Below are 25477 nucleotides of genomic sequence, written 5' to 3'. Positions count from 1 at the left end.
AGCGGCGCTTACTCGCCGAGGAAATGCCGCGCGTAGCGCCGGTTGACCTGGCTCAGACGCAGCAGTAAGGCGAAATCAGCCACGCCGAAGTCCGGGTCCCAAGCGGGAGCGCCGCACACTTTGGCGCCGACACGCAGATAACCCTTGAGCAGCGGCGGCGGCTCCACCGCGAGGTCTTGCCGCAGGTGCTGCACCGGCAGGGCGAGACGCGGGTGCACCCGGTCTTCGATCGCGGCCAGATGGCTTTTCTGAAGTTGGGCCCAGAGGCTGGCGGCGGTATGTCCGCCGCAACGCATCGACATGCTGGCGCAGCCGATCAGCGCATCGAGCCCGTGGCGTTGCATATAGGTGGCGATGCCGCTCCACAGCGCCATGATGACGGCGCCGCTGCGATAGTCGCGGTGCACACACGAGCGACCGATTTCGAGCAGGCGGGGCTTGAGGTGATACAGGCGGGTGAGATCGAATTCGGTTTCGGTGTAGAGCGTGCCCACGCGTTTGGCCTGATGCGGGGGCAGGGCGCGGTAGGTGCCGATCAGGCGTCCGTCGCCGTCGCGTACCAGCAGGTGGTCGCAGTAGGCGTCGAACAGATCGATGTCGAGGCCGGGCTCGGGCGTTTTGATCTGCGCGCCCATTTCTTCGACGAACACCTTGTAGCGCAGGCGCTGCGCCTCGCGCACTTCATCGCCATGACGCGCCCAGGCGACGCTGAGACTCTGCGAGGCTTGTCCGGCTGCGGCGTTCAGGCCCGCCGCGTTGTGCTCAGTGCGCCTGTCCAGCGGACGCGCTTGTTCGTCGTCGAACATTGTCTTTCCTCCATATCGGATAGGAGCCCCCAGGGCAGGGCTAGGCCCAGCCCGCCCCCCGTGGGGGTCAAGAAAACTTGGGTCGGCCCTGCGTTTTCTTGAGTGAAAGATAAGAACGCGCCGTGACAGTTCAGTGAAGGTCTCGTGAATTTGGTGTGACAGTGCAAGCAAGCTGACGAGTTGTGAGCAGGGCCTCAATCGCCCAGCAAATCCGGGCTGACGCAGGCGCGCAGACTGCGCTGGATGCCGACTTCGCGGCTGCGTTCCACCGCCCAGAGCAGGCCGCTTTTGCGCAATGAGAACTGCTGGTCGCAGCCGGTGATCCAGTAAAGCCCGGCGCGGCCGAGGATGGGTTGATGGCCCACAAGCACCAGCGCACCGCCTTCGCGCGGAAATTCGGACACCACCGAGAGCAGTTCCTCCATCGACGATTCCGGGCGCAGGCGCGGGTCGATCACCGGATAGTCGTTGAGATGCTGCGCAGTCTGGCGCGCTCGCTGGGCGGGGCTGGAGATCACCGTCCAGGGTTTGGGCAACTGCGATTTGATCCACCCGGCGACCTGGGCCGCGTCGCGTCGGCCTTGCTTGGTGAGGTTGCGGCGCAGATCGACCTCGTCGCCCTGCGCAGAGCCCGCGGCGTCTTCGGCCTCGGCGTGTCGCCAGAAAATAACGTGGAAATTCGGCATGTTAGACAGGGAAGTGAGTGTCATTTCAATCCTTGAAGGATACATGGCAAAAATGTCATCTCACTGTAAACCACACTGAAACACTCAGTATGCGTTACATCACAAGGCTCAAAATCGGAAATAAATCAATGCTGCATCACGGCGAGAAAGACCGGAATGGAGAAGGCGCCGAGTACGGTGGACAGGCTGACGAGGCCGGCCACGTAGGGGCCGTCACCGCCCATGCGGGCCGCCAGCACGTAGGCGCTCGACGCGGTGGGCATGGCGGCGAACAGCACCAGCACCAGAGCCTGCAGCGGCGGCAGTGCAAACGCCCAAGCCAGCGCCATCGCAGACAGGGGCAGCAGCAGGTGCCGGATGCTCAGAAACCACAGACCCACCGGCAATTCCCGGTGCAGGCCGCGCCATTGCAGACCGGCGCCCACGGTCATCAGCCCTAGTGCGATGGAGGCATGGCCGAGCCGATCCAGCGCGGGCACGATGGGCTCGGGCAGCGACAGGCCGAGGCTGTGCACCGTCAGCCCGGCGACGGTGGCGATTAGCAGGGGGTTGCGCAACAGTTCGCGCCAGACATTGCTTTGTGCATGACGCGCCAGGGCCCACACCGCCGCGACATTGCACAGCGGCACCCCCACGGCGATGAGCACCGCGACCAAAGACACCGCGGGCGGGCCGCCCACCCGATCGGCGACGGCCAGGGCAATGTAGGAATTGAAGCGAAAGGCGGTCTGCACGCCGCTGGCCACGCAACGTCGGTCGGCCTTGCGCGACCAGAAGGCCAGATACGACAGGCCGATGCCGATGAGCAGCATGGCCGCTCCCGCGATGACGAAGTCCCGCGTGTCGCCCAGACTGGCATGGCCGCGGCTGGTGGTGGAAAACAGCAGAGCCGGAAACAGCACGAAATACACCAGCCGTTCCACCCCGTCCCACACGCTGCGGTTGAGCGCGGTGAAGCGCATGAGCAGCAGCCCCAGCACGATCAAGATGAAGTCAGGCAGCAGGAGCAGGGCGTCGTGCAGCATGGAGTGAGATCAGAAGCAGCACGGGTGCGGCAGCCCACGATGGCGGGAGCCGCACCTATTTTCAAAGCCGCGAGTCGCGTCCTTCGCCGGGGTCGGAGAATTCGTCTGCGGCTTCGGTGGGGCGGCGCTGCACCAGCACCTTGTCGATGCGCTTGCCGTCCATATCGACGATCTCGAAAGTCCAGTCGCCCCACTGCACGATGTCGCCAGTGGCCGGCAGCCGTGCGAGCAGTAGCATGAGCATGCCCGATAGGGTGTTGTAGCGCTGCTTTTCCTCGTCGGGCAGACGGGCCAGGCCCAGGCGGGTCTTGAGGTCTTCCACGGTGATGAGGCCGTCCATCAGCCAAGAGCCGTCTTCGCGCTGTATCGCCCAAGGTTCTTCGGACGGATGCGACTTGAACTCGCCTGCAATGGCCTCCATCAAGTCCTGCACGGTCACGATGCCCATGGTCTGGCCGTATTCGTCGATCACCACGGCGGTGTGCTCGGGACTCTGGCGGAAGGTCTGCAGCAGCTCCAGCCCGGTCAGGCTTTCGGGCACGAAGGTCGCGGGTACGGCGGCCTTGCTTAGATCGTCGATACCCTCGCGGCGGATGAAACGGCCCAGCAAATCCTTGGTCGAGACGATGCCGACCACTTCCTCCAGCCCGCGTTTGACCAGCGGAAAGCGCGAATGCGTCGACTGCGCGATTTTGTTCAGGTTTTCGCTCAGCGGCTGATCGACGTCGAGATATTCGATCTCGTTGCGCGGCGTCATCAGCGAGGCGATCTGCCGGTCGTCAAGGCGGAACACATTGCGCACCATCTCGTGCTCCTGCTCCTCGATCACCCCGGCGTCCGAGCCTTCTTCGAGCACCTCGTTGATCTCGGCCTCGGTCATCTGCGGCATGGTGTTGTGGCGCACGCGCAGCAAGGTCAGCAGCAGGTCGGTGGAAATGGACAGCAGCTTGACGAAGGGCGCCGCGCCGCGGGCGATCCAGGTCATGGGCCGCGCCATCACCATGGCGATGCGCTCGGGCGCGAGTTGCCCCAGCCGCTTGGGCACCAGCTCGCCAATGACGATGGAGGCGAAGGTGATGATCAGCACCACGATAGCCGTGGCCGACACCCCGGCAAACTTGGGCAGCAGACCCAGCGAGATCAGCCAGTTGGCCACCGGCTCGGAAAACGCCGCCTCGCCCAAAATACCGTTGAGCACACTGATGGAGGTGATGCCGATCTGCACCGTGGACAGCAAGCGCGTGGGCTGCTCGGACAGATGCAGCGCGGTGCGGGCGTTTTCATTGCCGGCCTCCGCCAGCGCGGTCAGGCGAGCACGGCGCGCCGTGACCAGCGCGATCTCCGACATGGCGAACAGACCATTGAGCAGAATCAGACCGAACAGAATCAGCACTTCCATGACGGGCGCTCCAGAGCGGACGAAACACGGAAAAAAGCAGTCGCCTGTGCAGCGGCCCAGCGAAGATGCAAAGAGGCACAGGGCAAGATCGGGCAGGCGGGGCGGCGGGTGCGCAAGGGCTGCGCAGAGCGCTGGGCGGTGGTTGCAAACCCGGCACAGAGCTTAGGGAACAAAGGGCCGGGTAACAAAGACGCAGGGTCAGGATCCAAGGAGTGGGTGTCGGAGCGGGCTGGCATTCGGCCTATGCTTCACGTTGGTTTGCGCAGCGGGCTGATCGCCTACGCAAACCCGCAAAACAAGATCCAAACATCGCGGAGCCCATTCCATGTCGAGTCAACAAGAGCCCCAATTAGACCAAAAACCCCAGTCGCCCTCCGAAATGCAACATTTGTCCACCCGTTTGCAACATCACCCGTATCAACCTCCAGCCGGTTTTGGTGCGGTGGAGCCCGGCGTGCACCATGCCTCCACCGTGATCTTCCCAGATGTGGCCACGATGCGCGCGCGCGACTGGCGCAGCAAGGCCGGCTATACCTACGGGCTGCACGGCACCCCCACCACGTTCATCCTGGAGGAGCGTCTGGCCGTGCTCGATGGCGGGCGCCACTGCGTGCTCTGCCCCTCGGGTCTTTCGGCCATCGCCTTGGTCGATCTCACTTTGTTGAAGCAAGGCGACACGGTGCTGTTGCCGGGCAATGTGTACGGCCCGAGCCGCGAACTGGCCGAGCGCTTTCTCGGGGCCTGGGGCATTCAGCACCAAATCTACGAAGCCACTTGCACCCCTGAAGAACTCGCCAAGCTGATCACGCCGCAAACCAAGCTCCTCTGGCTGGAAGCGCCCGGTTCGGTGACCATGGAAATGCCCGATCTGCGCGGACTCATCGCCGTGGCACGGCAGCACGGCATCCTCACCGCCATCGACGCCACTTGGGCTGCCGGCATCGCGCTGCAGCCCTTCGATCTCGGCGTGGATGTGGTGATGCAGGCCCTTACCAAATACCAAAGCGGCGGCGCCGACCTGCTCATGGGCAGCGTGACCACCCGCGACGATGCCCTGCACGAACGCCTGCTGCTCACCCACATGCGGCTCGGCCTGGGCGTTGGCGCGGACGACGTCGCCCGCGTGCTGCGCGGCCTGCATACCCTGCCGCTGCGCTATGCCGCGCAAGACGCCAGCGCGCGGCGCATCGCGTTGTGGATGCAGGACCAGCCCCAGGTGGCGCAGGTGCTCCACCCGGCGCTGCCCGGCAGCCCCGGCCATGCGCACTGGCAGCGCGACTGCACCGCCGCCGCCGGGTTGTTCAGCGTGGTGTTCGATGCGCGCTACACCGCCGCTCAGGTCGATGCCTTCGTCGACGCCTTGCAACTCTTCAAGATCGGCTATTCCTGGGGCGGCCCGGTGAGCCTGGCCGTGCCCTACGACGTGCAGGCCATGCGCCCGGCGGGACGCTGGCCGCACCAAGGCGGCCTGGTGCGCCTGGCCATCGGCCTCGAAGACCCGCAAGACCTGATCGACGACTTGCGGCAGGCGATGCAACAAATGTTCTAAGCGTTGTCACCCAACAGCGCCCAAACTCCGTTGAGGCTGCATAGCTTAACTTTACGGGGAACCCATCATGTTTCGGCCAAGTCTGTTGATCAGCGGCGCAGTGTTGTTGTCACTACTGGGGGGTTGCGCTGTCGTGCCGCCGTCCTATTCCACGGCGTATGCGCCTGCGCAGCAGCCGAGCTATCAGCAACCTGTTTATCAGCAGCCGGGTTATGCGCCTTATGCCCAGCCGGGGTATGCCGGGGCTTATGCGTCGGCGCCGCCCGAGTATGCGCAGCAACCGGCCTATGTGCAGCAGCCTGCCTACGCGGCGCAGCCGGGCTACGCACCCGCGCCGGTGGCGCAATCGGCTTTGCCGGGCGCAGCGCTGGGGGCGGTGGCGGGCGGGCTGATCGGTTCGCGCTTCGGTGCGGGCAATGGCCGCACGGCCATGGCGGCCACGGGCGCGGCGCTGGGCGCGGTGGTGGGGGCCAATGCGGCCAATCCCTATGCCACGCAGATCACGCCGGGTACGGTGATCGGCGGGGTGGTCGGTGGGCTGGTGGGATCACGCTTCGGCCATGGCAATGGCAAGACGGCGGCTGCAGCGCTGGGCGCGGCCGTGGGGGCGATGGCGGGGTCGCAGTATCCGGCAGTCAGCCTGCCGTGATGCCGCCGTAATGCGGCTTTGAGGCCCGTTTATTCGAACCAGTGCAGCAGACTGTCGAGGCCGCCATGGTCGATGGCGGCGGTGGCGGCTTCGCGCACCTTGGGTTTGGCGTGGTAAGCCACGCTGAAGCCCACCGCGTTCATCATGGGCAGGTCGTTGGCGCCGTCGCCAATCACCAGCACTTCGCCGGGATCGCAGCCCAGGTCGTCGCAGAAGGCGAGCACGGCCTTTTTCTTGGCTTCGCCGTCGATGATGTCGCCGATGAGTGTGCCGTCGAGCGCCTCGCCCCTCACGCCCAGCACATTGGCGGCAACGCGATCGAAGCCTAGGCGCTGTTTCAGCCGGTCGGTGAAGTGGGTGAAGCCGCCGGTGACGAGCTGGGTTTTCAGTCCGGCGGCCAGGGCTGCGGCCAGCAGGGTTTCGGCGCCGGGGTTCAGGCGCAGGGTGTCGGTGTAGAGCTTGTCGAGTGAGGCAAGCGGCACCCCGGAGAGCAGGGCCACGCGCTGGCGCAGGCTGGTGGCGTAGTCGGCGATTTCGCCGCGCATGGCGGCGGCGGTGATGGCGGCGATCTCGTCTTTCTTGCCGACGGCGGCGCCGATTTCATCGACGGTCTCGATGTTGATCAGCGTGGAGTCCATGTCCATCGCCAGCAGCTTGAAATCACCCAGATGCAACCCGGCGGGCACGATGGCCCAGTCGATATGGTGTTCGCGGCAATGGGCATTGAGTGCGCGGCGCATGCCGGGGCCGGCGCTGCGGATGTCGCGCAGGCGCGCGCCGTTATGGCCGCGGTTGGGGCCGTGGTCGTCGGCAAATTTTTCCAGACTGATCGGCGCGGCGATGTGGCAGAGATGGTCGAGGTTGTCTTGCGAGAGCGGGGCGGTGTGGCGCTGAATGACGAGGTGGTACATGGTGTGTGCGTGTGCGGATGCGATAGGGCTGTTGGGAGGTTTGCGTCGGACTTTACGCCAGCGCCTCAGGCAATCGCCACCTCGGTCCGCGGCGCGCCGAGTTGCTTGAGGGTGTCGCGGATGAGCTGGGCGCGCTGCGTGGCGTCTTTCGTCGGGCGTTCGATCCGCAGTCGGTCGTTGCCGGTGAGCTTGATGTGGCGGTTCTTCTGGATGAGGTCGATGATGCGGGCGGCGTCCACCGGGGCGTCCTTGCGGAAGTGCAGAATGGCCACTTCTTCGGCCGCGTCGATCTTGGTGATGCCGTAGCTCTGCGCAATCAGCCGCAGACGGTGTGTGTCCACCAGCGCCTGCGCAGGCGGCGGCAGGCGGCCGAAGCGATCGACGATTTCCTCGGCCACGCTGTCGAGCTGGGCGCTGGTGGCGGCGCTGGCCAGTCGCTTGTAGAGCGAAAGCCGGGCATGCACATCGCCGCAATAGTCGTTGGGCAGCAGGGCGGGCACATGCAGATTGATCTCGGTGGTCACGCCCAGCGGGTTGAGCAGGTCGGGCTCGCGGCCTGCGCGCAGCGCCTTCACGGCCTCGCCCAGCATGTCGTTGTAGAGCTGGAAGCCGATCTCCTGCATATTGCCCGATTGCTGCTCGCCCAGCACTTCGCCGGCGCCGCGAATCTCCAGGTCGTGCATGGCCAGATAGAAGCCCGAGCCCAGTTCTTCCATCTGTTGAATGGCTTCGAGCCGCTGGCTGGCCTGCTTGGTCAAACTCTGCACATCGGGCACCAGCAGATAGGCGTAGGCCTGGTGATGCGAGCGCCCGACGCGGCCGCGCAACTGGTGCAGCTGCGCCAGGCCGAACTTGTCGGCCCGCGCCATGACGATGGTGTTGGCGCTGGGTACGTCGATGCCGGTTTCGATAATGGTGGTGCACAGCAGAATATTGAAGCGCTGGGCGTGGAAGTCGCGCATCACCCGTTCCAGATCGCGCTCGTGCATCTGGCCGTGGGCGATTTCGATGCGCGCTTCGGGCACCAGTTCTTCGAGCTGGCGACGGCGGTTTTCGATGGTCTCGACCTCGTTGTGCAGGAAATACACCTGGCCGCCGCGCTTAATTTCGCGCAGGATGGCCTCGCGCATCACCGCGCCGCTTTCGCTGCGCACGAAGGTCTTGATCGCCAGCCGCTTTTGCGGCGCGGTGGCGATCACGCTCAGATCGCGCAGCCCTTCGAGCGCCATGCCCAGGGTGCGCGGAATGGGTGTGGCGGTGAGGGTGAGCAAATCGACCGAGGCGCGCATGGCCTTGAGCGCCTCTTTGTGGCGCACGCCGAAGCGGTGCTCCTCATCGACGATGACCAGGCCGAGCCGGTCGAACTTGACCGTGGGCGACAGCAGCTTATGGGTACCGATGACGATGTCCACCGTGCCGCGCGCCAGGCCGTCGAGTGCGGCGCTGATCTCCTTGGTGCTGCGAAAGCGCGACATCTCGGCAATGCGCACCGGCCAGTCGGCGAAGCGGTTGCGAAAGGTCTCGCAGTGCTGCTCGGCGAGCAGGGTGGTGGGGGCGAGCACGGCCACCTGCTTGCCGCCCATCACCGCCACGAACGCGGCGCGCAGCGCGACTTCGGTCTTGCCGAAGCCGACGTCGCCGCAGACCAGGCGATCCATCGGCTTGGGGGAGATCATGTCCTGCACCACCGCATGGATGGCCGCGGCCTGATCGGGCGTCTCCTCGAAACCGAAACTCGCGGCGAAGGCTTCATAGTCCTGCGGCGAGTAGCGGAAGGCATGGCCCTGATGCGCGGCGCGGCGGGCGTAGATGTTGAGCAGCTCGGCGGCGGCGTCGCGTACCTGTTCGGCGGCTTTGCGCCGGGCCTTGTCCCACTGGCCCGAGCCGAGGATGTGCAGCGGCGCGTCATCCTGCGCCGCGCCGCTGTAGCGGCCGATGAGATGCAGTTGCGACACAGGCACGTAGAGCACCGCATCGTTCGCATAGACCAGATGCAGAAACTCCGCGGGGCCGTCGCCCAGATCGAGCTCGGCCAGGCCCTGATAGCGGCCGATGCCGTGGTTGGCATGCACCACCGGGTCGCCGGGCTGCAGCTCGGCCAGGTCGTGGATCAGGGCATCGACATTGCTGGCCTGCTCTTGCTTGCGCCGCCTGCGCTGGGCCGGGTTGAGGGCGAACAGCTCGGTCTCGGTGAGCACGGCCAATCGGTCGGCGGGCAGCGAGAAACCCCGCGCCAGCGGCCCGACGGCCAGGGCGAAGCCGGTGGTGCCCTGTACGAATTCGTCCCAGCTTTCCGCAGGCTGGGCCGACAAGCCGGACTCCTGCAACAGCTCGCGCAGGGTTTCGCGGCGGCCGGCGGATTCGGCCAGCAGCAGCGCGCGTCGGTGTTGCGGGCGGCCCTCTTCCAGCCATTGCGCCAGGCGCGCCAGTGGGCGGGTGGCGCGGCGGTCGGCGCTGATGTCGGGTAGCTCGGCACTGGTGGGTTTGTCGGTCTGCGGCGCATCGGCCTTGGGCCGCAGCGCAAGCTGGGCGAGGGGTTTGATGCGGCTGAAGAACGCTTCTTCACTGAGAAAAAGCTGGTCGGGAGCGAGGGCGGGGCGCTCCGGGTCGTGCCGCAACAGACGGTGGCGCTCCTGCGTATCGGTCCAGAACTTCTGGATGGCGGTGGAAATGTCCCCATGCAGCACCACGCGGGTACGTTCGCCCAGATAGTCGGGCAGAGTGGCGGTGTGCTCGAAGAACAGCGGCAGGTAGTACTCGATGCCGGGCCCGGCTACGCCGCTTCCCATGTCCTTGTAGAGTGGGCTGCGGCTCGGGTCGCCCTCGAACACCTCGCGCCAGCGGGCGCGAAAGCGCTTCTGCGCCGCATCGTCGAGCGGAAATTCGCGGCCCGGCAGCAGTCGCACCTCCTTGACCGGGTAAAGGCTGCGCTGGGTGTCGGGGTCGAAGGCCTGGATGGCGTCGATGGTGTCGCCGAACAGGTCCACGCGGTAGGGCACAGGCGAGCCCATGGGATGCAGGTCGATGAGACCGCCGCGCACCGCGTATTCGCCCGGGGCCATCACCTGGCTGACGTGGTTGTACCCGGCCAGAACGAGCTGGGCGCGCAGCGCGGCTTCGTTGAGCGCCTCGCCCTGGCGGAAATCGAAGGTGTAGGCCGCGAGGAACTCGGGCGGGGCCAGCCGCTGGATGGCGGTATTGGCCGGGGCGATGACCACGTCGATCTGCTGGTTGTGGATGGCCCAGAGGGTGGCCAGCCGCTCGGAGATCAGATCCTGGTGCGGTGAAAAGCTGTCGTAAGGCAGGGTTTCCCAGTCGGGCAGCAAGCCGACGCGCAACTGCGGGGCGAACCACTGCAACTCGCCGAGCAGACGCTGGGCATCGGCTGCGCCTGCGGTGACGACGAGCCAGGGCGCGGCGTCATCGCGCGGCGCGCAAAACTCGGCCAGCAACAGGGCATCGGCACTTCCGGCGGGAAGCGGCCAGCTCACACGCTGGCCGGGCTTGAGCGCGGGCACTTGCGCGCGCAGGGCATGGACAATAGACATTGTTCAAATTTTCGCCCAAAGTCGTGGGCGCCCGTGTGTCTTGATGCAAATACCGCCCGCTTCTCCCGCCCGACCCTCCCGTTGCCATGCCGTGATTCCGAGCGCGGGCAGCGGTTCGCGCCTGCCTGGCGATGCGCCCAAGCAATACCGGCGTCTGCTGGGCGAGTCGGTGGTGCAGCACACGGTGCGGGCTATTCTGCAGACGCCGCGCATCGCCTCGGTATCGGTGGTGGTGCAGGAGGGCGACGTGTGGGCGGCCGACGCCTTGCAGCCCGATCCCCGGCTGCATCTGGTGCCACGCGGCGGCGCGACTCGGGCGCACAGCGTGCTCGGCGGGCTGGAGGCCTTGTTAGATGCGGGCGCGGCACATGACGACTGGGCGCTGGTGCACGACGCCGCGCGCTGCTGCATCACCCCCGAGCTGATCGATCGCCTGATCGACGCCTGCCTGCCCGATGACGTCGGCGGCCTGCTGGCGCTGCCCCTGCCCGATACCCTCAAGGCCGCCGATCCCGCAGGCCGTGTGGCTCACACCGAGCCACGCGAGGGCCGTTGGCTGGCGCAGACGCCGCAGATGTTTCGCATCGGCGCGCTGCGCGAGGCGCTGCGGGCGGCGATCATTGTCAACGCGCCACCTACGGACGAAGCCGGCGCGATGGAGCGCCAGGGCGCGTATCCGTTGCTGGTCACCGGCGCGTCGTGGAATTTCAAGATCACCTATTCCCCCGACCTCGAACTCGCGCAGGCCTTGCTTGCCGCGCGCGCAGGAGTATCGACATGACGCAAATCCGCATCGGCGAGGGCTATGACGTCCACGCTCTCGTTCCCGGCCGCAAACTCATCATCGGCGGCGTGACCATCCCCCATCCCCTCGGCCTACTCGGCCATTCCGATGCCGACGTGCTGCTGCACGCCATCACCGACGCTTTGCTGGGCGCGGCCGGGCTGGGCGACATCGGCCAGCATTTCCCCGATACAGACGCGCGCTACCAGGGCGCAGATTCGGGCGAACTGCTGCGGCAGGCGCGCCAGAGCGTGCTGGCGCAGGGCTGGGCGATCGGCAATGTGGACTGCACCGTGATCGCGCAGGCGCCCAAGCTCGCGCCGTATCGCGACGCCATCCGCCAGCGCATCGCCGCGCTGCTGGAGCTGGACGCGGCGCAGGTCAACGTCAAAGGCAAGACCACCGAGCGTCTGGGCTTCGTCGGCCGGGGCGAAGGCATCGCCGCCAGCGCGGTGTGCCTGTTGCAGCGCGATTGACGAACGCCACCGAACAAGGACCGAACCATGCACAAGTCTCGTTTCATCCACCGCATCGCCTTGGCTTTTGTACTGGCCAGTTCCAACGCGGCCTGGGCCGCGCAGCCCGAGGTCAATACCGGCCTGCCGCTGGTGCGCCTGCAGATCGACGGCCACACCCTCACCGCCGAGGTGGCTTCTACCCCCGAGCAGCAGCAGACCGGGCTGATGAACCGCCGCAGTCTGCCCGCGAATCGCGGCATGGTGTTTGTGTTTGCCGAGTCTCAGCCGGTGTGCATGTGGATGAAAAACACGCTCATTGCCCTGTCGGTCGCCTTCATCACCACGGATGGCCGCATTGTCAATATCGCCGACATGCAGCCGCAGACCGAAGACGTGCACTGCGGCCAGACCGATGTGCGCTATGCGCTGGAAACCCCGCTGCACTGGTTTGCGCAGCACGGCATCCGGCCGGGTGCGCGCGTGCTGGGGCTGCCCGCCCCAAGCCGCTGACGCGATACAAGCGGTGACAACTGCGTGCGGTGCAGTTGTCACCGGGCAGGCAGGACTTTCGTTGATTCGACACGGCCGCCATTGTTCTCGTCGAATTTCAAAGGAAGTTCATCATGCATTCTTTTCTGCATCATTCTCAAGAAAACGCCGGGCCGCCCCAAGCTTTCTTGTCCACCTCGCAGCTTGCAAGCTGCTCGGATTCGGCTCCGTCCAAGCTGCCGCAGGGCAGCTTGGAGCCGCGGGCCTCATCCCCCGCGGGGGGCGGGTCGGCGAGCCGACCCTGGGGGCGCTCTCTATCAAACGCCGGGCACTGGAAGCCGTTGGCGCTCGGTCTGCTGGCTGCCAGCGCCTTGCTCACTGCACCGCTGGCCATGGCCGAAACACCCTGGCAGGCCGCCCATCCGGCGCGTGCCGAAGTGCTCCAACGCGCCAATCATCTCGATCAGCGCATTGCCTACGCAAGATGGACCGGCGCCCTCACGCCCTGGCGGGCCGCCGCGCTGCAACACCAGGTGGCGCAGGTGCGCTGGCGGCAGGACGTGCTGGCGCGAGCTCAGGGCGGCGCGCTGGTGCGTTCCCAGTATTGGGCGCTGAACCGTCAGGAAGACGCCATCAGCCGGGAGATCACACCATGACGCGCGCCATGAAAGTCTTGGGGCGCGTCGCACGCTCGCGCCGCCTGCAACTGGTTTCAGTGGCGGTCGCAGGGAGTCTGCTGCTCGGCGGGTGTTATGTGGCGCCTCTTGCCCCGGCGAGGGTTTCAGGGGCGGTAATCGTTCGGCCGGAAGGCGGCGGCTGTTGGCACCCCGGCTGGCGCGGCCCCTACGGCGCTTGGCATCCGGGCCATTGGGGCGTGTGCGGCTGAACGGAGCGCTCATCATGGAACATTGTTTGCACGCTGCCGGGCGGCTTTCGCGCCGCCGTTTCATCGGGGGGCTTGGCGCTGCGGGACTGGGCTTGTGGGGTTTGGCGCCGGCTGCGCTGTCGCAAACCTTGCAGACCGCTGACGAGGCTGGCCCTGCTGCGCTGGACGCCGCTGCGCAGGCCGATGCGGTGACCTTTCTCGACCGGGTGAGCTGGGGCGCCAGCGCGGAGCAACTGCAGGCGCTGTCCCGCCTGGGCGCCACGGCCTATCTGGACCTGCAACTGCGCGTTCAGCCCGGTGCAGTGCTGCCATCCGAGCTGGCGGCGCGGCTTGCCGCCTTGCCGGTGAATCAGCCGCTCGACGCGCTCATTCCGCCCATCGTGCGTGAACAACGCGCCTTGTTCCAGGCCCGCAAAAATGACCCGCAGGCCGCTGCCGATACCGAGGCCCGGCTGAAGGCGCTCAACCGCTTCAAGTACGCCCTTGCGCAACAGGCAGCGGCGCAACAGGTGTGGCTCGGTCTGTACGCCCCCAATGCCCTGCAGCAGCGGCTGAGCTGGTTCTGGCTGAATCATTTCAATGTGTTCCGTGGTGGCAATATCGGCCCGATGATGGGCGATTACACCCAGCGCGTCATCGCTCCGCACGCGCTCGGCCGCTTTCGCGATTTGCTGCGCGCCACGATGTTTTCGCCGCAGATGCTGCTGTACTTGAACAACGCGCAAAACGCCCGCGGCCATGTGAACGAAAACTATGCGCGCGAAGTCATGGAGTTGCACACCCTGGGCGTGGGCAGCGGCTACACCCAGACTGATGTGACCAACCTCGCCCGCGCACTCACCGGCCCGGGCGTCGACCTGATGGATCAGCCGGTGCGGGTGCGCCCGGCCCTGCGCGCCGATGTTTGGCGGCAGGGGTTGGTGGTGTTCAACCCCGCGCGGCACGACCCCGACCCCAAGACCGTGCTGGGCTACACCCTGCAAGGCCACGGCCTGGAAGAGATCGACGAGGTCATCACCCTGCTGGCCGACCACCCCGCCACCGCGCGGCACGTCAGCACGCAACTGGCGCAGTACTTCGTCGCCGATCCCGCTCCGCCCGCTCTGGTCGATGTCATGGTGCGGCGCTGGCAGGCCAGCGGCGGTCAGATGGCCGAAGTGCTGCGCGCGATGTTCACCAGCGCGGCATTCGCCGCCAGTCTGGGCCAGCCGCAGTTCAAAGACCCGATGCGCTATGTGCTGTCGGCGCTGCGCGCCAGCCTGGGCGAGGAACCGATCCGCAACCCGCAGCCGGTGCTCGGCATGCTGGCCCGCCTGGGCGAGCCGCTGTTCGGGCGCCAGACGCCCGACGGCTACCCGCTGAACGCGAGCGCCTGGGACGGCTCGGGCCAGCTCACCGCGCGCTTTGAAGTCGCACGGCAGATCGGCAGTGGCGCACCGGCGATGTTCGAGCCACCGCCAGCTTCCCTGCAGCAGAGCGCGCCGCTGGTGGCCGCAGAATCGGGTGAAGCAATGGCGGCGATGACTGCTCCCCAAACCGCGGCCAAGCCACCCCACCGTCCCCCGCCCGATCTCGCGCGCAGCCCGGTCTATCTCGCCCAGCAAAACCAGCTCAGCATCGCCACCTTGCGCGCGCTGGCGCAGGCCGACAACCGCCTGCGCTGGAACACGCTGTGGCTCTCATCGCCCGAATTCATGAACGCGTGAATGCCCCCCGAAAGCCTCGCCGCACTCGGCTCTCCCCCCAGGGGGCGAGAAATTCTTGGTGCGGCCCGGTGAATTGCTCAGGAGAAACTGCCATGCAACGCCGCCATTTTTTGCAAACCGCCACCGCCGCCGCGCTGGCCACACCGATGACCCGCCTGTGGGCCGCGCCCGCCGCACAGGGGCAGCCCAAGTTCGTGCTGGTGTTCCTGCGCGGCGCGTATGACGCCACCAATCTGCTCGTGCCCCATGCCAACAGCTTCTATTACGAGTCGCGGCCGCATATCGCTGTGCCCCGGCCGGGCGAGGGCGCCGACGCATCCATCGCGCTGAACGCCGACTGGGCGCTGCATCCGGCGCTGCGCGAATCCCTGCTGCCGCTGTGGCAGGCCGGGCAACTGGCTTTCGTGCCCTTTGCCGGCACGCGCGACCTCACCCGCAGCCACTTCGAAACGCAAGATCACATCGAACTCGGCCAGGGCCCGCAGACGCGCAATTTCAACGACGGTTTTCTCAACCGTCTGGTGCAGCAGCTCGGCGCGCGCGCCCAGCCCATGGCCTTCACCGCGCAGCTGCCGTTGTCGCTGCGCGGCGCCCAGCGCGTGCCCAATCTCGCCATCGCCCAAGCCGGGCACACCGGCATAGACGACCGCCAGCGCGCGCTGATCGAAAGCATGTGGAACGGCTCGTCGCAGGGCGCGGCGGTGCGTGAAGGCTTCGCCGTGCACCAGACCGTCGCCGACGATATGCAGGCCTCCGGCTGGCAGGCCGAGATGGTGGCCGCCAGCCGCGGCGCGGTCGCGCCCAAGGGCTTCGTCGCCGAGGCCGTGCGCATCGGCGGATTGATGCGCGACAGCTTCAACGTCGGCTTCATCGACGTGGGCGGCTGGGACACCCATGTCAACGAAGCCACCGACAACGGCGCCAAAGGCCAGCTTGCCGACAAACTCGCCGCGCTCGGCCAGGGGCTAGCCGGCATGGCGCAGGCGCTGGGCCCCGCCTGGCAGCAGACCACCGTGGTCGTACTCAGCGAGTTTGGCCGCACCTTCCGCGAAAACGGCAATCGCGGCACCGATCACGGCCACGGCTCGGTGTACTGGGTGTTGGGCGGCGCGGTGCGGGGCGGGCGCATCGCGGGTGAGCAGATCGTGCAATCGCCCTCTACCCTCAACCAGAACCGCGACGATCCGGTGCTGACCGACTACCGCGACTTGCTCGGCGGCCTGTTCCAGCGGCAGTGGGGGCTCAGGCCATCGCAAATTCAGACCATTTTTCCGGGGGCTCGGCCAGTCGATCTGCGGCTGGTATGAGGCGCGCGGCAGCGGGCAAAAAGAAAAGCCCGCACTGCGGGCTTTTCTGCGACATGTATTTGGGCGCGATCAGCCGAAGTTCTTTTCGGCGAAGTCCCAGTTGGCCAGGTGGTCGAGGAAGGTGGTGACGAAGTCAGGGCGGCGGTTGCGGAAGTCGATGTAGTAGGCATGCTCCCACACGTCGATGGTCAGCAGGGCCTTGTCGGCGGTGGTCAGCGGGGTCTGACCGTTGGCAGTGTTGACAATGTCCACGTTGCCGTCGGCCTTTTTCACCAGCCAGGTCCAGCCCGAGCCGAAGTTGCCGACGGCGGATTTGTGAAAGGCTTCCTTGAACGCAGCGTAGCTGCCCCATTTGGCGTTGATGGCCGCAGCCAGCGCGCCCTTGGGTTCACCGCCGCCGCCCGCTTTCAGACAGTTCCAGAAGAAGGTGTGGTTCCACACCTGGGCGCTGTTGTTGAACAGGCCGCCGCTGGATTTTTTGATGATGTCTTCCAGCGACATGTTATCGAACTCGGTGCCCTTGATCAGGTTGTTGGTGTTATTGACATAAGCCTGATGGTGCTTGCCGTGGTGGTATTCCAGCGTTTCGCGCGACATATGCGGGGCGAGCGCGTCGGGGGCAAAGGGCAGGGGGGGGAGTTCGTGTTGCATGGGCTTCTCCTTGAGTGAGTGGCGGTTGCATAAATCAAACCAAAGTCATTCTAGGAATAGCCGTTTGACTTTGCTCACTCAAGGAAACGCAGGGCCGCCCCAAGTTTCCTTGATCCCCACGGGGGGCGGGTCGGCGAGCCGACCCTGGGGGCGCTCAATTCGGCGGGATGTCCGCTTCGAGAGGATGGGGCTGCGCGTCGATGCGGCTGATGTCGATCCGCACCGCGCGTTGCGCGTCGGCCAGCAGCAGGGGCTGCTGTGGCGCGAGTTGCGTGAGGTCGCGCAGCACTTGGCCGTTCGCGTTCATGCCCAGCAGGTAGCCGCGCGCGAGGGTGGCGCGCGGGCTGAGGAGTTGCAGGTGCTGCGCGGCCCGGTCGAGGCGGAGCTGGCTGTTGGAGATCTGGCGCGACAGCGCTTCTGGCAGGCTGCGCTCGCATCGGTTCAGGCGCTCGCGTTCCCGGGGCGCGCGCTGGCGCAGCGCATGGGCCAGGCGGTGCTGTAAGAGTTGCAGCCGTTGCGCATGCAGCCTCGGCAGGTCGTTCAAGGCCTGCCGCAGTCGCCACTGCAACTGCGCGAGGTGGCGCTGCGGTGCGGCCAGCAGCGCGGCAGGTTGCGGCCAGCGCAGGGCGAGGCGGTCGCAGCGCTGCTGTTCGCGCTGCAGATGGCGGCTGAGTGCACTGCTGGCGCGGTGCGCGGTGTGGGTGAGCGCGTCGAGCAACGCGGCCTGGGCGGGCACGCCGAGTTCGGCGGCGGCGGTGGGGGTGGGCGCACGCAGATCGGCGACGAAATCGGCCAGGGTGAAGTCGGTCTCGTGGCCCACGCCGCTGATCACCGGTAGGGTGCTGGCGGCAATCGCCCGGGTCAGCGCCTCGTCGTTGAAGGCCCAGAGGTCGTCGAGACTGCCGCCGCCGCGTACCAGCAGGATGAGATCGACTTCGCGCCGCGCCTGTGCGCGCTGCAGGGCGGCGAGCAGCTCGCCGGGCGCCGCGGCCCCCTGCACGCTGGCGGGATAGACCACAACGCGCACATGGGGGCTGCGCCGCCGCAGGGTGGTGAGCACGTCGCGCAGGGCTGCGGCCTGTAGCGAGGTGATCACGCCGACGGCTTGCGGCAGGGCCGGCAGCGGGCGTTTGCGCTCGGGGTCGAACAGGCCCTCGATCTGCAGTTTGGCCTTCAGGCGCAAAAACGCTTCGAGCAGCGCACCCTCGCCGTCGGGCTGCACGCTCTCAACAATGAGTTGCAGGTCGCCGCGGGGTTCGTAAATCGCCACGGTGGCGCGCAGCCGCACGCTCATGCCGTCGCGCAGCGCGGTGGCGGCAGAGCCTGCGCGCTGGCGGAACCAGACGCAGCGCAGTTGCGCCGTGCCGTCCTTGAGGTTGAAGTACTGGTGGCCGCTTGCGGCCCGAACCAGGCCCGAGATTTCGCCACGCACGCTCAGGCTGTTGAAGCGGGCGTTGAGGGCGTCCGAGAAGGCCTGAACCAGAGCAGAAACTGTCCACACCAGGACGCCGTTAGTTGAAGTTTTCAAGGTGGATATCGAGTCGCCAGGTGCGAAACGTCAAGAGGATGTGCACACTTTGCCAGCAGATGCTTTCGCTGCCAGAATGCGCCCGAAGGTAACGTGCTTGCATGCCAAGTTATTGAAAAACAATGAGAAGTTATTGATTAAAAAAGCGTCACATTAAGCCGGGCGCTTGATTTTGCGCGATTTGGCGCTGCCGTTCAGCGCTTTCCCACAGAGTTGTCCACAGAAAGGCGGGATAACTTTCGAAGCCCGCGATCTTGACTCTTGACCGGCGCCCGCTGTTTCATTGTCCGCCACTTCTCTGACCCGGCATAATGCGGCGCTGAAGGCTCGTGCGTGACGGGTTGGGCACGCACGGCGACTGATTTTGCAGCGCAAAGACGCAAAGGAAAAAGACCCATGTTGCAGATGGTGGAAGCCGCAGGCTGGCCGATCTGGCCGTTGATTCTGTGCTCGATTGTGGCCCTCGCGGTGATTTTCGAACGGCTGGCCTCGCTGCGTCGCGCTCGCATTCTGCCGACCAAATTGCTGGACGAGGCGCTGAATGTGTCGGCCAAGCAACTGCCGGCGGCGGATGTGATCGACAAGCTCGAACAGAATTCGCCGCTGGGCGCCGTGCTGGCCAGCGGGTTCCGCTCGGTGGCGCGGCCGCATGCCAGCGCGGCGGGGCTGCAGGAAGACTTGGAAAACGCCGGGAGGAATCAGGTCTATCGGCTGCAGAAGTATCTCAACGCGCTGGCCACCGTGGCCTCTGCGGCGCCTTTGCTCGGTCTGCTCGGCACGGTGGTGGGCATGATCGAGATTTTCGGCTCGCAGTCCACGGCCGGAACCGATCCGACGGTGCTGGCGCATGGCATTTCGGTGGCGCTTTACAACACGGCGCTTGGGCTGATCGTGGCGGTGCCCTCGCTGATTTTCTACCGTTACTTCCGCAGCCGCGTGGACGACTACACGGTCGAACTCGAGCAGGCCGCGCGGCGTCTGGCCACGCATCTGCAAAGCTATCTGCCGCGCCGCTGAAATGAACCGCGCCTCCGACCTGCGCCGCTTGCCATGAATTTCAAACGACAGACCACGGAAGACCCCGAGGTCAACCTCATTCCGCTGATCGATGTACTGCTGGTCATCCTGATTTTTCTGATGATCAGCACCACCTATTCCAAGTTCACCGAGCTGAAGATCACCTTGCCCACGGCCGACGCCGAGAAGCTGCAGAACCATCCGCAGGAAATCATCGTGGCCGTGAGCAGCGGCGGCGAGTATGCGGTGAACAAGCAGTTGCTCCCGAGCCGCACGGTGAGTGCGCTGACCCAGTCGCTGCTCGATGCGTCCAAAGGCAAGGCCGACACCATGGTGGTGATCAGCGCCGACGCCCAGGCCACGCAGCAATCGGTGGTGAATGTGATGGAGGCCGCGCGCGCCGCAGGCTTGAGCCGCCTGACCTTCGCCACGCAGAAGTCTCCCGGTTCCTGATGGCGCAACCCGCGGGGCACAGCGGCTGGCCGGACTGGTGGCTGCGCCGCAGCCTGCTGAGTTGGGCGCTGTGGCCGCTCTCCCGGTTGTTCGCGCTGCTGAGCGCCGGGCGCCGCAGCCTGTATCGCGCGGGTGTGCTGCGTGCTGAACGCGTGGGCGTGCCGGTGGTCGTGGTGGGCAACCTCACCGTGGGCGGCGCGGGCAAGACGCCGCTGATCACCGAGCTGGCGCGCGGCTTGCAGCAGGTGGGCTGGCGGCCAGGGATCGTTTCTCGAGGGTATGGCCGCCGCTCAGCCGACGACACTCCATTGCGCGTGGACGCGCAGAGCGATCCGGCGGAGTGTGGCGACGAGCCTGTGCTGCTGGCCCGATTGACCGGCTGCCCGGTGATGGTCGGACGGCGGCGCGCTCAGGCCGCGTTCGCTCTGCGGGCCGCATGGCCCGATGTGGATGTGATTCTGAGCGACGACGGCCTGCAGCATCTGGCGCTGGCTCGCGATGTCGAACTGGTGGTGGTCGATCAGCGACTTTGGGGCAATGGCTGGCTGTTGCCTGCCGGGCCGCTGCGCGAATCGCCCGGCAGACGGCGCGACGCTACGCTCGGCCCCGAGGCGGCGCTGCAGCAGGTGTCCGGCGGGGGGCGGCACTTCGCGCTGGTGCGCAGTCTGGGCGACATCACGCACATCGTCAGTGCGCAAACGCTCAGCGCTGCGCAGTTCGTGCAGCGTTTTGGTGCAAAACCGCTGGGTGCGGTGGCCGGAATCGGCCATCCGAGGCAGTTTTTTGCCATGCTGCAAGCTCTCGGGCTGACGGTGCAGACCCGGGCGCTGGGCGACCATCAGCCTCTGAGCACCGACGCACTGGCCGGTCTGCCGCCAGACGGCCCCATTCTGCTGACGGAAAAGGACGCCATAAAATCGGCCCATCTGCCGCCTGTTTTGCGCGAGCGTCTCTGGGTTGTCGGCCTGCGGCTGCAACTGCCCGCCGACCTGCTGCCCTGGTTGCACCAACAATTGGAGAAAGCCCGTGGACTCCCGACTTCTTGACCTGCTCGTCTGCCCCATCTGCAAAGGGTCGCTGCAATTCGACGCCGCCGCGCAGGAGCTGATCTGCCCGCGCGACAAGCTGGCTTACCCGGTGCGCGACGACATTCCGCTGATGCTGGTCGATCTCGCCCGCGACATGACCCTGCCCGCCGACGCAACGCCGAGTCCGTCCCACGCCGCCACTGCCGAACCGGCGGCCTGAGCATGGCGGCTGCGTTCTGGGTGCTCATACCGGCCCGGCTGGCTTCCACGCGCCTGCCCAACAAGCCCCTGGCGGACATTGCCGGGGCGCCGATGGTGGTGCGCGTGGCGCAGCGCGTGGCGCATAGCGGCGCGCAGGAAGTGGTGGTGGCCTGTGACAGTCCGTTGATTGCGCAGGCCTGTGCGGCGCACGGCGTTCGCGCCGTTCTCACCCGCGAAGATCACGCCAGCGGCACCGACCGGCTGGCCGAGGCCGCCGAGTCGCTGGGTCTGCCCGAAGACGCCATCTTGGTCAATGTGCAGGGCGACGAGCCGCTGATCGACCCCAAGTTGCCCGCGGCCTGCGCGGCCTTGCTGCAGCGCACTCCGCAAATCCCGATGGCCACCTGCGCGCATGCCATCACCGAAGCGGCCGAGATTTTTAACCCGAATGTGGTGAAAGTCGTGCTCGATGCGCAGGGCAGGGCCCTGTATTTCTCGCGCGCGCCGATTCCGTGGCAGCGCGACGCCTACACGGCGGGTTCAGGCGGCTGGGCGATGCCGGGGCAGCCCCCGCATCCGGTCTATCGTCACATCGGGTTGTACGCCTATCGCCACCGTTTTCTGCGCGATTACGCCAAGCTGGCCCCGGCGCCGCTGGAACAGGCCGAAGCGCTGGAGCAATTGCGCGTACTCTGGCACGGGCACTCCATTGCGGTGCATGTGACCGAACAGGCGCCCGGCCCCGGCGTCGACACGCTGGCCGATCTGGAGCGCGTGCGGGCGATGTGGCTTGAGCGCTGAACAGGACGCCGAGTCAGCGTCGTGGCAGAGCGGTCTGCTATTCTGAAATGTGCGTTTTTACGATTGAGAGACCTTCATGCGATTGATACTTTTGGGTGCACCGGGCGCGGGCAAGGGCACGCAAGCCGCCTTCATCACCGAGCGCTTCGGCATCCCCCAGATTTCCACCGGAGACATGCTGCGCGCCGCGGTGAAGGCCGGTACGCCGCTGGGCCAGCAGGCGCAGAAAATCATGGAAGCCGGCGCCTTGGTGCCCGACGAGATCATGCTGGGCGTGGTGCGCGAGCGCCTGTCGGCGCCCGACTGCGCCAAGGGTTTTCTGCTCGACGGCTTTCCGCGCACCATCGCCCAGGCCGAAGGTCTGGAGCAGGCGGGAATCGGCATCGACGTAGTGCTTGAATTCGACGTGCCCGACGCCGACATCATCGAGCGGCTGAGCGGCCGCCGGGTGCATCCGGCCTCAGGACGTACCTATCACCTGGCTTTCAATCCCCCCAAGACGGCCGGTGTGGACGACCTCACCGGCGAGCCGCTGGTGCAGCGCGCTGACGATCAGGAAGACACCGTGCGCAAACGCCTGGACGTCTATCACGCCCAGACCCTGCCGCTGGTGAAGTTCTACGCCGAGCGCATGGCGCAGCCCGGCGCGCCGCGTCTGGTCACCATCTCCGGGGTCGGGCCGGTGGCCGAAGTGCAGCAGCGCATCTTCGCCGCATTGCAGGATTGAACGGACGGAGCACCCTATGCAACTCTCTGGTCACAGTGCGATCATCAGCGGCGGCGCATCAGGTCTGGGCCGCGCCACCGCCGCCTTGCTCGCGTCACGGGGCATGCGGGTGGTCATCGCCGATCTGCAAGAAGACGCCGGGCGAGCAACCGCAGCAGACATCGGCTGCCAGTTCATGCGTTGCGATGTGACGCAGGCAGGCGACGTGGAAGCGGCGGTGCAAGCGGCCAACGCGCTGGCCCCGCTGCGGGTGGCGGTGAGTTGCGCCGGCATCGCCCCGGCTGCGCGCACGCTGGGCAAGCAAGGCCCCCATGCCCTGGAGCTTTTCCAGCGGGTGATCAACATCAATCTGGTTGGCAGCTTCAACCTCGCCCGCCTTGCCGCCGCCGTGATGGCCCAGCAAACGCCGCTGGAAGATGGCGAACGAGGCGTAATCGTCAATACCGCTTCGGTGGCGGCGTTCGACGGGCAGATAGGCCAGGCAGCTTATGCCGCTTCCAAGGCTGGCATCGCCGGCATGACCCTGCCGCTGGCGCGCGATCTCTCGCGGGACGGTATCCGCGTCATGACCATCGCGCCCGGCATTTTCGAGACGCCGATGCTCATGGGCATGCCTGCCGAGGTGCAGGCGGCGCTGGGACAGATGGTGCCGTTTCCGCAGCGTCTGGGACGGCCCGAGGAATACGCGGCCCTGGTCGAATCCATCCTCACCAACCGCATGCTCAATGGCGAAGTCATCCGGCTCGATGGCGCCATTCGCATGCAGCCCAAGTAGTCTCGCCCGATCCAGCCGTTTCGCGGCCGCCGCCCCAGCCGCCACGATGACGGCGACCGATCCATGCAGCAACGCATTCCGCCCGGTTTCATTCAGGATCTGCTCGCCCGCGCCGACATCGTCGAGGTCGTGGGCCAGTATGTCGAGCTGAAAAAGACCGGTACCAACTACAAGGGCCTGTGCCCCTTCCACGGCGAGAAGACGCCCTCGTTCACCGTGAGTGCGAGCAAGCAGTTCTATCACTGCTTCGGTTGCGGCGCACATGGCACGGCTATCGGCTTCCTGATGGAGCATGCGGGCATGGGCTTCGTCGATGCGGTCAAGGAACTGGCCAGGCGCTACGGCATGACCGTGCCCGAGCCTGATCTCGACCCGCAGCAACTTCGCCAGATCCAACAGCAGCGTAGTCTGCAGGCCACGCTCGTCGACGCCCTGCAGACGGCTGACGGCTTTTATCAGCACCGCCTGCGGCATAGCGAACGGGCGAAGAACTACCTCATCGCCCGTGGCTTGCAAGGCCAGGTCGCCAAAAAATTTGGCCTGGGCTACGCCCCGGACGATTGGCAGCCCTTGGCCGGCGCGTTCGCGAATTACAACGCCGATGCCCTGGTGCAGTCCGGCCTGGTGGTGGCCCGCGACGCGGCCGGCGACACCCTCGATCCGCAAGCCGAGTCGTTTGCCTCGGCGCAGCGTCGATACGACCGGCTGCGCGACCGAATCACCTTTCCGATTCGCAATCTGCGCGGCGAAGTCATCGGCTTTGGCGGACGCATCATCGACCAGAGTGAACCGAAATACCTCAACTCGCCGGAAACCGCGGTGTTCCACAAGGGCGAGGAGCTGTACGGCCTGTTCGAGGCCCGCAGCGCCATTTCGCGCGCGGGCTATGCGCTGGTGGTCGAAGGCTATATGGACGTCGTGGCGCTCGCCCAATTCGGGGTGGAACAGGCCGTGGCCACGCTGGGTACCGCCTGTACGGCACAGCAACTGCAAAAGCTGTTTCGGCATACCGGCCAGGTGGTTTTCAGCTTCGACGGCGATACCGCGGGCCGCCGCGCCGCGCGCCGGGCGATGGAGCAGGCCCTGCCTCTGCTCAGCGATACGCGGGTGGTGAAGTTCCTGTTCCTGCCCGCCGAGCACGATCCGGATTCTTATGTGCGCGAAAAAGGCGCCGAAGCCTTCGAGCGCGAGATCGGCCGGGCGCAGCCCTTGTCGGAATTTCTGTTTTCCAGCCTGTTCGATGGCGTGGCGATGACCACCGCCGAGGGGCGCGCGCAGGCCATCCACGAGGCCGGGCCGTTGTTGTCGCAAATCACGGCGCCTGCTTTGCTCGGTCAGTTGGTGGCCGATCTGGCACGCCGCCTGGAGATGCCCGCCACCGAGTTGCGCGAGGTGCTTCGCCTGTCTTCGCCCTCGCGCAAGCCATCCGCTCCGGCGGAGTCGTTCGGCATGCGTGGCATGAAGACGGCGCCGCGCGTGCGCGGCGGTCGCGAGGCGCTGCGGGCCTTTGCTGCAGTGCCGAAAGATCCCCTGCGGCAATTGCTTCCTTTGCTGCTGTCGCAACCCGAGTTGTGGTGGAGCATCAACCCGGCGCAGCATGCGCTACTCTCGCTGGAGCCCGGGCCGCTGCAGGGGCTGGTGCTGACGCTCGAATCCATTCTGGAAGATCAGCCCGAACTGTCTGCCGCAGCGCTGTGGGAAGCCTTGCGCGCGGCCGGGCACGCGCCTGAGGAGGTGCTGGCCGAGTCGCCAGACCCGCTGGAACTGGACGAAGCCGCAGCCAAACAGGATTTGCTGGCCATTCTGTCGCGCCTGGAGCGCGCCACGCTGAAAAGACGGCAGGACGAACTGGTTGCCGGTGGCCTGGTGGCAGACGCCGACCGCACGGAATACCGCAGTCTGGCGCTACGACTCAAAGAGATCGACCAAGCGCCGCGAGGTTGACGGTTTAGGCGCACAGGCAGACAATGCTCGGTTTTTTGTAAAATCCACCACTCTGGGGTGAATATCTGCCAAAACAGAGTACTGGGCAGTGGTTCGGCAGCAAGGCATAAGCGCCGTGGGGGCGCGGTCATCAAGGAAAACCCAATCGA

General features: G+C 66.2%; 25 protein-coding genes. 17 read left to right on the top strand and 8 right to left on the bottom strand.

Going from position 1 to position 25477, the window contains the following annotated elements; all coding sequences use genetic code 11:
* Positions 1–8: 8 nt before the first annotated feature.
* The 4 genes from THI_RS09685 to THI_RS09670 all read right to left on the bottom strand — a co-directional run bounded on the left by THI_RS09685 (position 9) and on the right by THI_RS09670 (position 3916).
* The gene (locus tag THI_RS09685; RefSeq protein ID WP_013106077.1) at positions 9–806 is read right to left on the bottom strand and encodes a GNAT family N-acetyltransferase; all 798 of its coding nucleotides are present in this window, start codon (positions 804–806) and stop codon (positions 9–11) included.
* A 194-nt stretch (positions 807–1000) separates the two neighbouring features.
* On the bottom strand, positions 1001–1516 hold the full coding sequence (locus tag THI_RS09680; RefSeq protein ID WP_050985938.1) for a SixA phosphatase family protein: 516 nt from the start codon (positions 1514–1516) through the stop codon (positions 1001–1003).
* A gap of 101 nt (positions 1517–1617) precedes the next feature.
* Positions 1618–2517, bottom strand: a complete 900-nt coding sequence (locus tag THI_RS09675; RefSeq protein ID WP_013106075.1) for an AEC family transporter — start codon at positions 2515–2517, stop codon at positions 1618–1620.
* A 61-nt stretch (positions 2518–2578) separates the two neighbouring features.
* Positions 2579–3916, bottom strand: a complete 1338-nt coding sequence (locus THI_RS09670; protein ID WP_013106074.1) for a hemolysin family protein — start codon at positions 3914–3916, stop codon at positions 2579–2581.
* A 379-nt stretch (positions 3917–4295) separates the two neighbouring features.
* Between THI_RS09670 and THI_RS09665 the strand changes: the two genes are divergently transcribed.
* Positions 4296–5465 carry a cystathionine beta-lyase gene (locus THI_RS09665; RefSeq protein ID WP_231836147.1) on the top strand — a complete coding sequence of 390 codons (1170 nt, stop codon included), beginning with the start codon at positions 4296–4298 and terminating at the stop codon, positions 5463–5465.
* Between the two features lie 67 nt (positions 5466–5532).
* Entirely contained in the window at positions 5533–6114 is a 582-nt protein-coding gene (locus THI_RS09660) for a glycine zipper 2TM domain-containing protein (RefSeq protein WP_013106072.1), read from the top strand.
* A gap of 29 nt (positions 6115–6143) precedes the next feature.
* Here the strand turns inward: THI_RS09660 and serB are convergent, their stop codons facing one another.
* Positions 6144–7025 (bottom strand): phosphoserine phosphatase SerB, encoded by an 882-nt coding sequence (gene serB / locus THI_RS09655; RefSeq protein WP_013106071.1) that lies wholly within the window; start codon positions 7023–7025, stop codon positions 6144–6146.
* 65 nt (positions 7026–7090) lie between these two features.
* A complete protein-coding gene (mfd, locus tag THI_RS09650; RefSeq protein WP_013106070.1) occupies positions 7091–10573 on the bottom strand; it encodes a transcription-repair coupling factor in 3483 nt (1160 codons plus the stop codon).
* Positions 10574–10664: 91 nt separating this feature from the next.
* Between mfd and ispD the strand changes: the two genes are divergently transcribed.
* From ispD to THI_RS09620, 7 genes are all read left to right on the top strand, one after another.
* On the top strand, positions 10665–11354 hold the full coding sequence (gene ispD, locus THI_RS09645; RefSeq protein ID WP_013106069.1) for a 2-C-methyl-D-erythritol 4-phosphate cytidylyltransferase: 690 nt from the start codon (positions 10665–10667) through the stop codon (positions 11352–11354).
* Complete coding sequence (gene ispF, locus THI_RS09640) at positions 11351–11833, top strand: 2-C-methyl-D-erythritol 2,4-cyclodiphosphate synthase (RefSeq protein ID WP_013106068.1); 483 nt, start codon at positions 11351–11353, stop codon at positions 11831–11833. The genes ispD and ispF overlap by 4 nt, the downstream gene beginning before the upstream one ends.
* Positions 11834–11860: 27 nt before the next feature.
* Positions 11861–12325, top strand: a complete 465-nt coding sequence (locus THI_RS09635; protein WP_013106067.1) for a DUF192 domain-containing protein — start codon at positions 11861–11863, stop codon at positions 12323–12325.
* A gap of 113 nt (positions 12326–12438) precedes the next feature.
* Entirely contained in the window at positions 12439–12960 is a 522-nt protein-coding gene (locus THI_RS19180) for a hypothetical protein (RefSeq protein ID WP_013106066.1), read from the top strand.
* A complete protein-coding gene (locus tag THI_RS18845) occupies positions 12957–13190 on the top strand; it encodes a hypothetical protein (protein ID WP_141130569.1) in 234 nt (77 codons plus the stop codon). The genes THI_RS19180 and THI_RS18845 overlap by 4 nt, the downstream gene beginning before the upstream one ends.
* A 14-nt stretch (positions 13191–13204) precedes the next feature.
* Positions 13205–14896, top strand: coding sequence for a DUF1800 domain-containing protein (locus THI_RS09625; protein ID WP_141130568.1), 1692 nt, complete (start codon positions 13205–13207; stop codon positions 14894–14896).
* A 92-nt stretch (positions 14897–14988) separates the two neighbouring features.
* Complete coding sequence (locus THI_RS09620; RefSeq protein ID WP_013106064.1) at positions 14989–16203, top strand: DUF1501 domain-containing protein; 1215 nt, start codon at positions 14989–14991, stop codon at positions 16201–16203.
* 69 nt (positions 16204–16272) lie between these two features.
* On the opposite strand, the gene THI_RS09615 is transcribed toward THI_RS09620, so the two are convergent.
* A complete protein-coding gene (locus THI_RS09615) occupies positions 16273–16854 on the bottom strand; it encodes a superoxide dismutase (RefSeq protein WP_013106063.1) in 582 nt (193 codons plus the stop codon).
* Positions 16855–17008: 154 nt separating this feature from the next.
* Positions 17009–18382 (bottom strand): exodeoxyribonuclease VII large subunit, encoded by a 1374-nt coding sequence (gene xseA / locus THI_RS09610; protein WP_013106062.1) that lies wholly within the window; start codon positions 18380–18382, stop codon positions 17009–17011.
* Positions 18383–18778: 396 nt separating this feature from the next.
* On the opposite strand from xseA, the gene THI_RS09605 reads away from it, so the two are divergent.
* The 8 genes from THI_RS09605 (at position 18779) to dnaG (ending at position 25328) form a co-directional block, all read left to right on the top strand.
* Positions 18779–19399: a MotA/TolQ/ExbB proton channel family protein gene (locus THI_RS09605; protein WP_013106061.1), complete on the top strand. Its 621-nt coding sequence runs from the start codon at positions 18779–18781 to the stop codon at positions 19397–19399.
* Positions 19400–19432: 33 nt separating this feature from the next.
* On the top strand, positions 19433–19852 hold the full coding sequence (locus THI_RS09600; protein WP_013106060.1) for an ExbD/TolR family protein: 420 nt from the start codon (positions 19433–19435) through the stop codon (positions 19850–19852).
* A complete protein-coding gene (lpxK, locus tag THI_RS09595; RefSeq protein ID WP_013106059.1) occupies positions 19852–20898 on the top strand; it encodes a tetraacyldisaccharide 4'-kinase in 1047 nt (348 codons plus the stop codon). Before THI_RS09600 ends, lpxK begins: the two co-directional genes overlap by 1 nt.
* The gene (locus THI_RS09590; protein WP_013106058.1) at positions 20879–21100 is read left to right on the top strand and encodes a Trm112 family protein; all 222 of its coding nucleotides are present in this window, start codon (positions 20879–20881) and stop codon (positions 21098–21100) included. Before lpxK ends, THI_RS09590 begins: the two co-directional genes overlap by 20 nt.
* Before the next feature lie 2 nt (positions 21101–21102).
* Positions 21103–21882, top strand: a complete 780-nt coding sequence (gene kdsB, locus THI_RS09585) for a 3-deoxy-manno-octulosonate cytidylyltransferase (protein ID WP_013106057.1) — start codon at positions 21103–21105, stop codon at positions 21880–21882.
* A gap of 76 nt (positions 21883–21958) precedes the next feature.
* Positions 21959–22609, top strand: a complete 651-nt coding sequence (gene adk / locus THI_RS09580; RefSeq protein WP_013106056.1) for an adenylate kinase — start codon at positions 21959–21961, stop codon at positions 22607–22609.
* 16 nt (positions 22610–22625) lie between these two features.
* The gene (locus THI_RS09575; RefSeq protein ID WP_013106055.1) at positions 22626–23384 is read left to right on the top strand and encodes a 3-hydroxyacyl-CoA dehydrogenase; all 759 of its coding nucleotides are present in this window, start codon (positions 22626–22628) and stop codon (positions 23382–23384) included.
* Between the two features lie 63 nt (positions 23385–23447).
* Positions 23448–25328: a DNA primase gene (gene dnaG, locus THI_RS09570; RefSeq protein WP_013106054.1), complete on the top strand. Its 1881-nt coding sequence runs from the start codon at positions 23448–23450 to the stop codon at positions 25326–25328.
* Positions 25329–25477: the final 149 nt, after the last annotated feature.

This window comes from Thiomonas arsenitoxydans (genome assembly GCF_000253115.1).
Classification (GTDB): domain Bacteria; phylum Pseudomonadota; class Gammaproteobacteria; order Burkholderiales; family Burkholderiaceae_C; genus Thiomonas; species Thiomonas arsenitoxydans.
The sequence above is the reverse complement of the archived record's forward strand: the minus strand, read 5'-3'. Positions and strand labels throughout refer to the sequence as shown.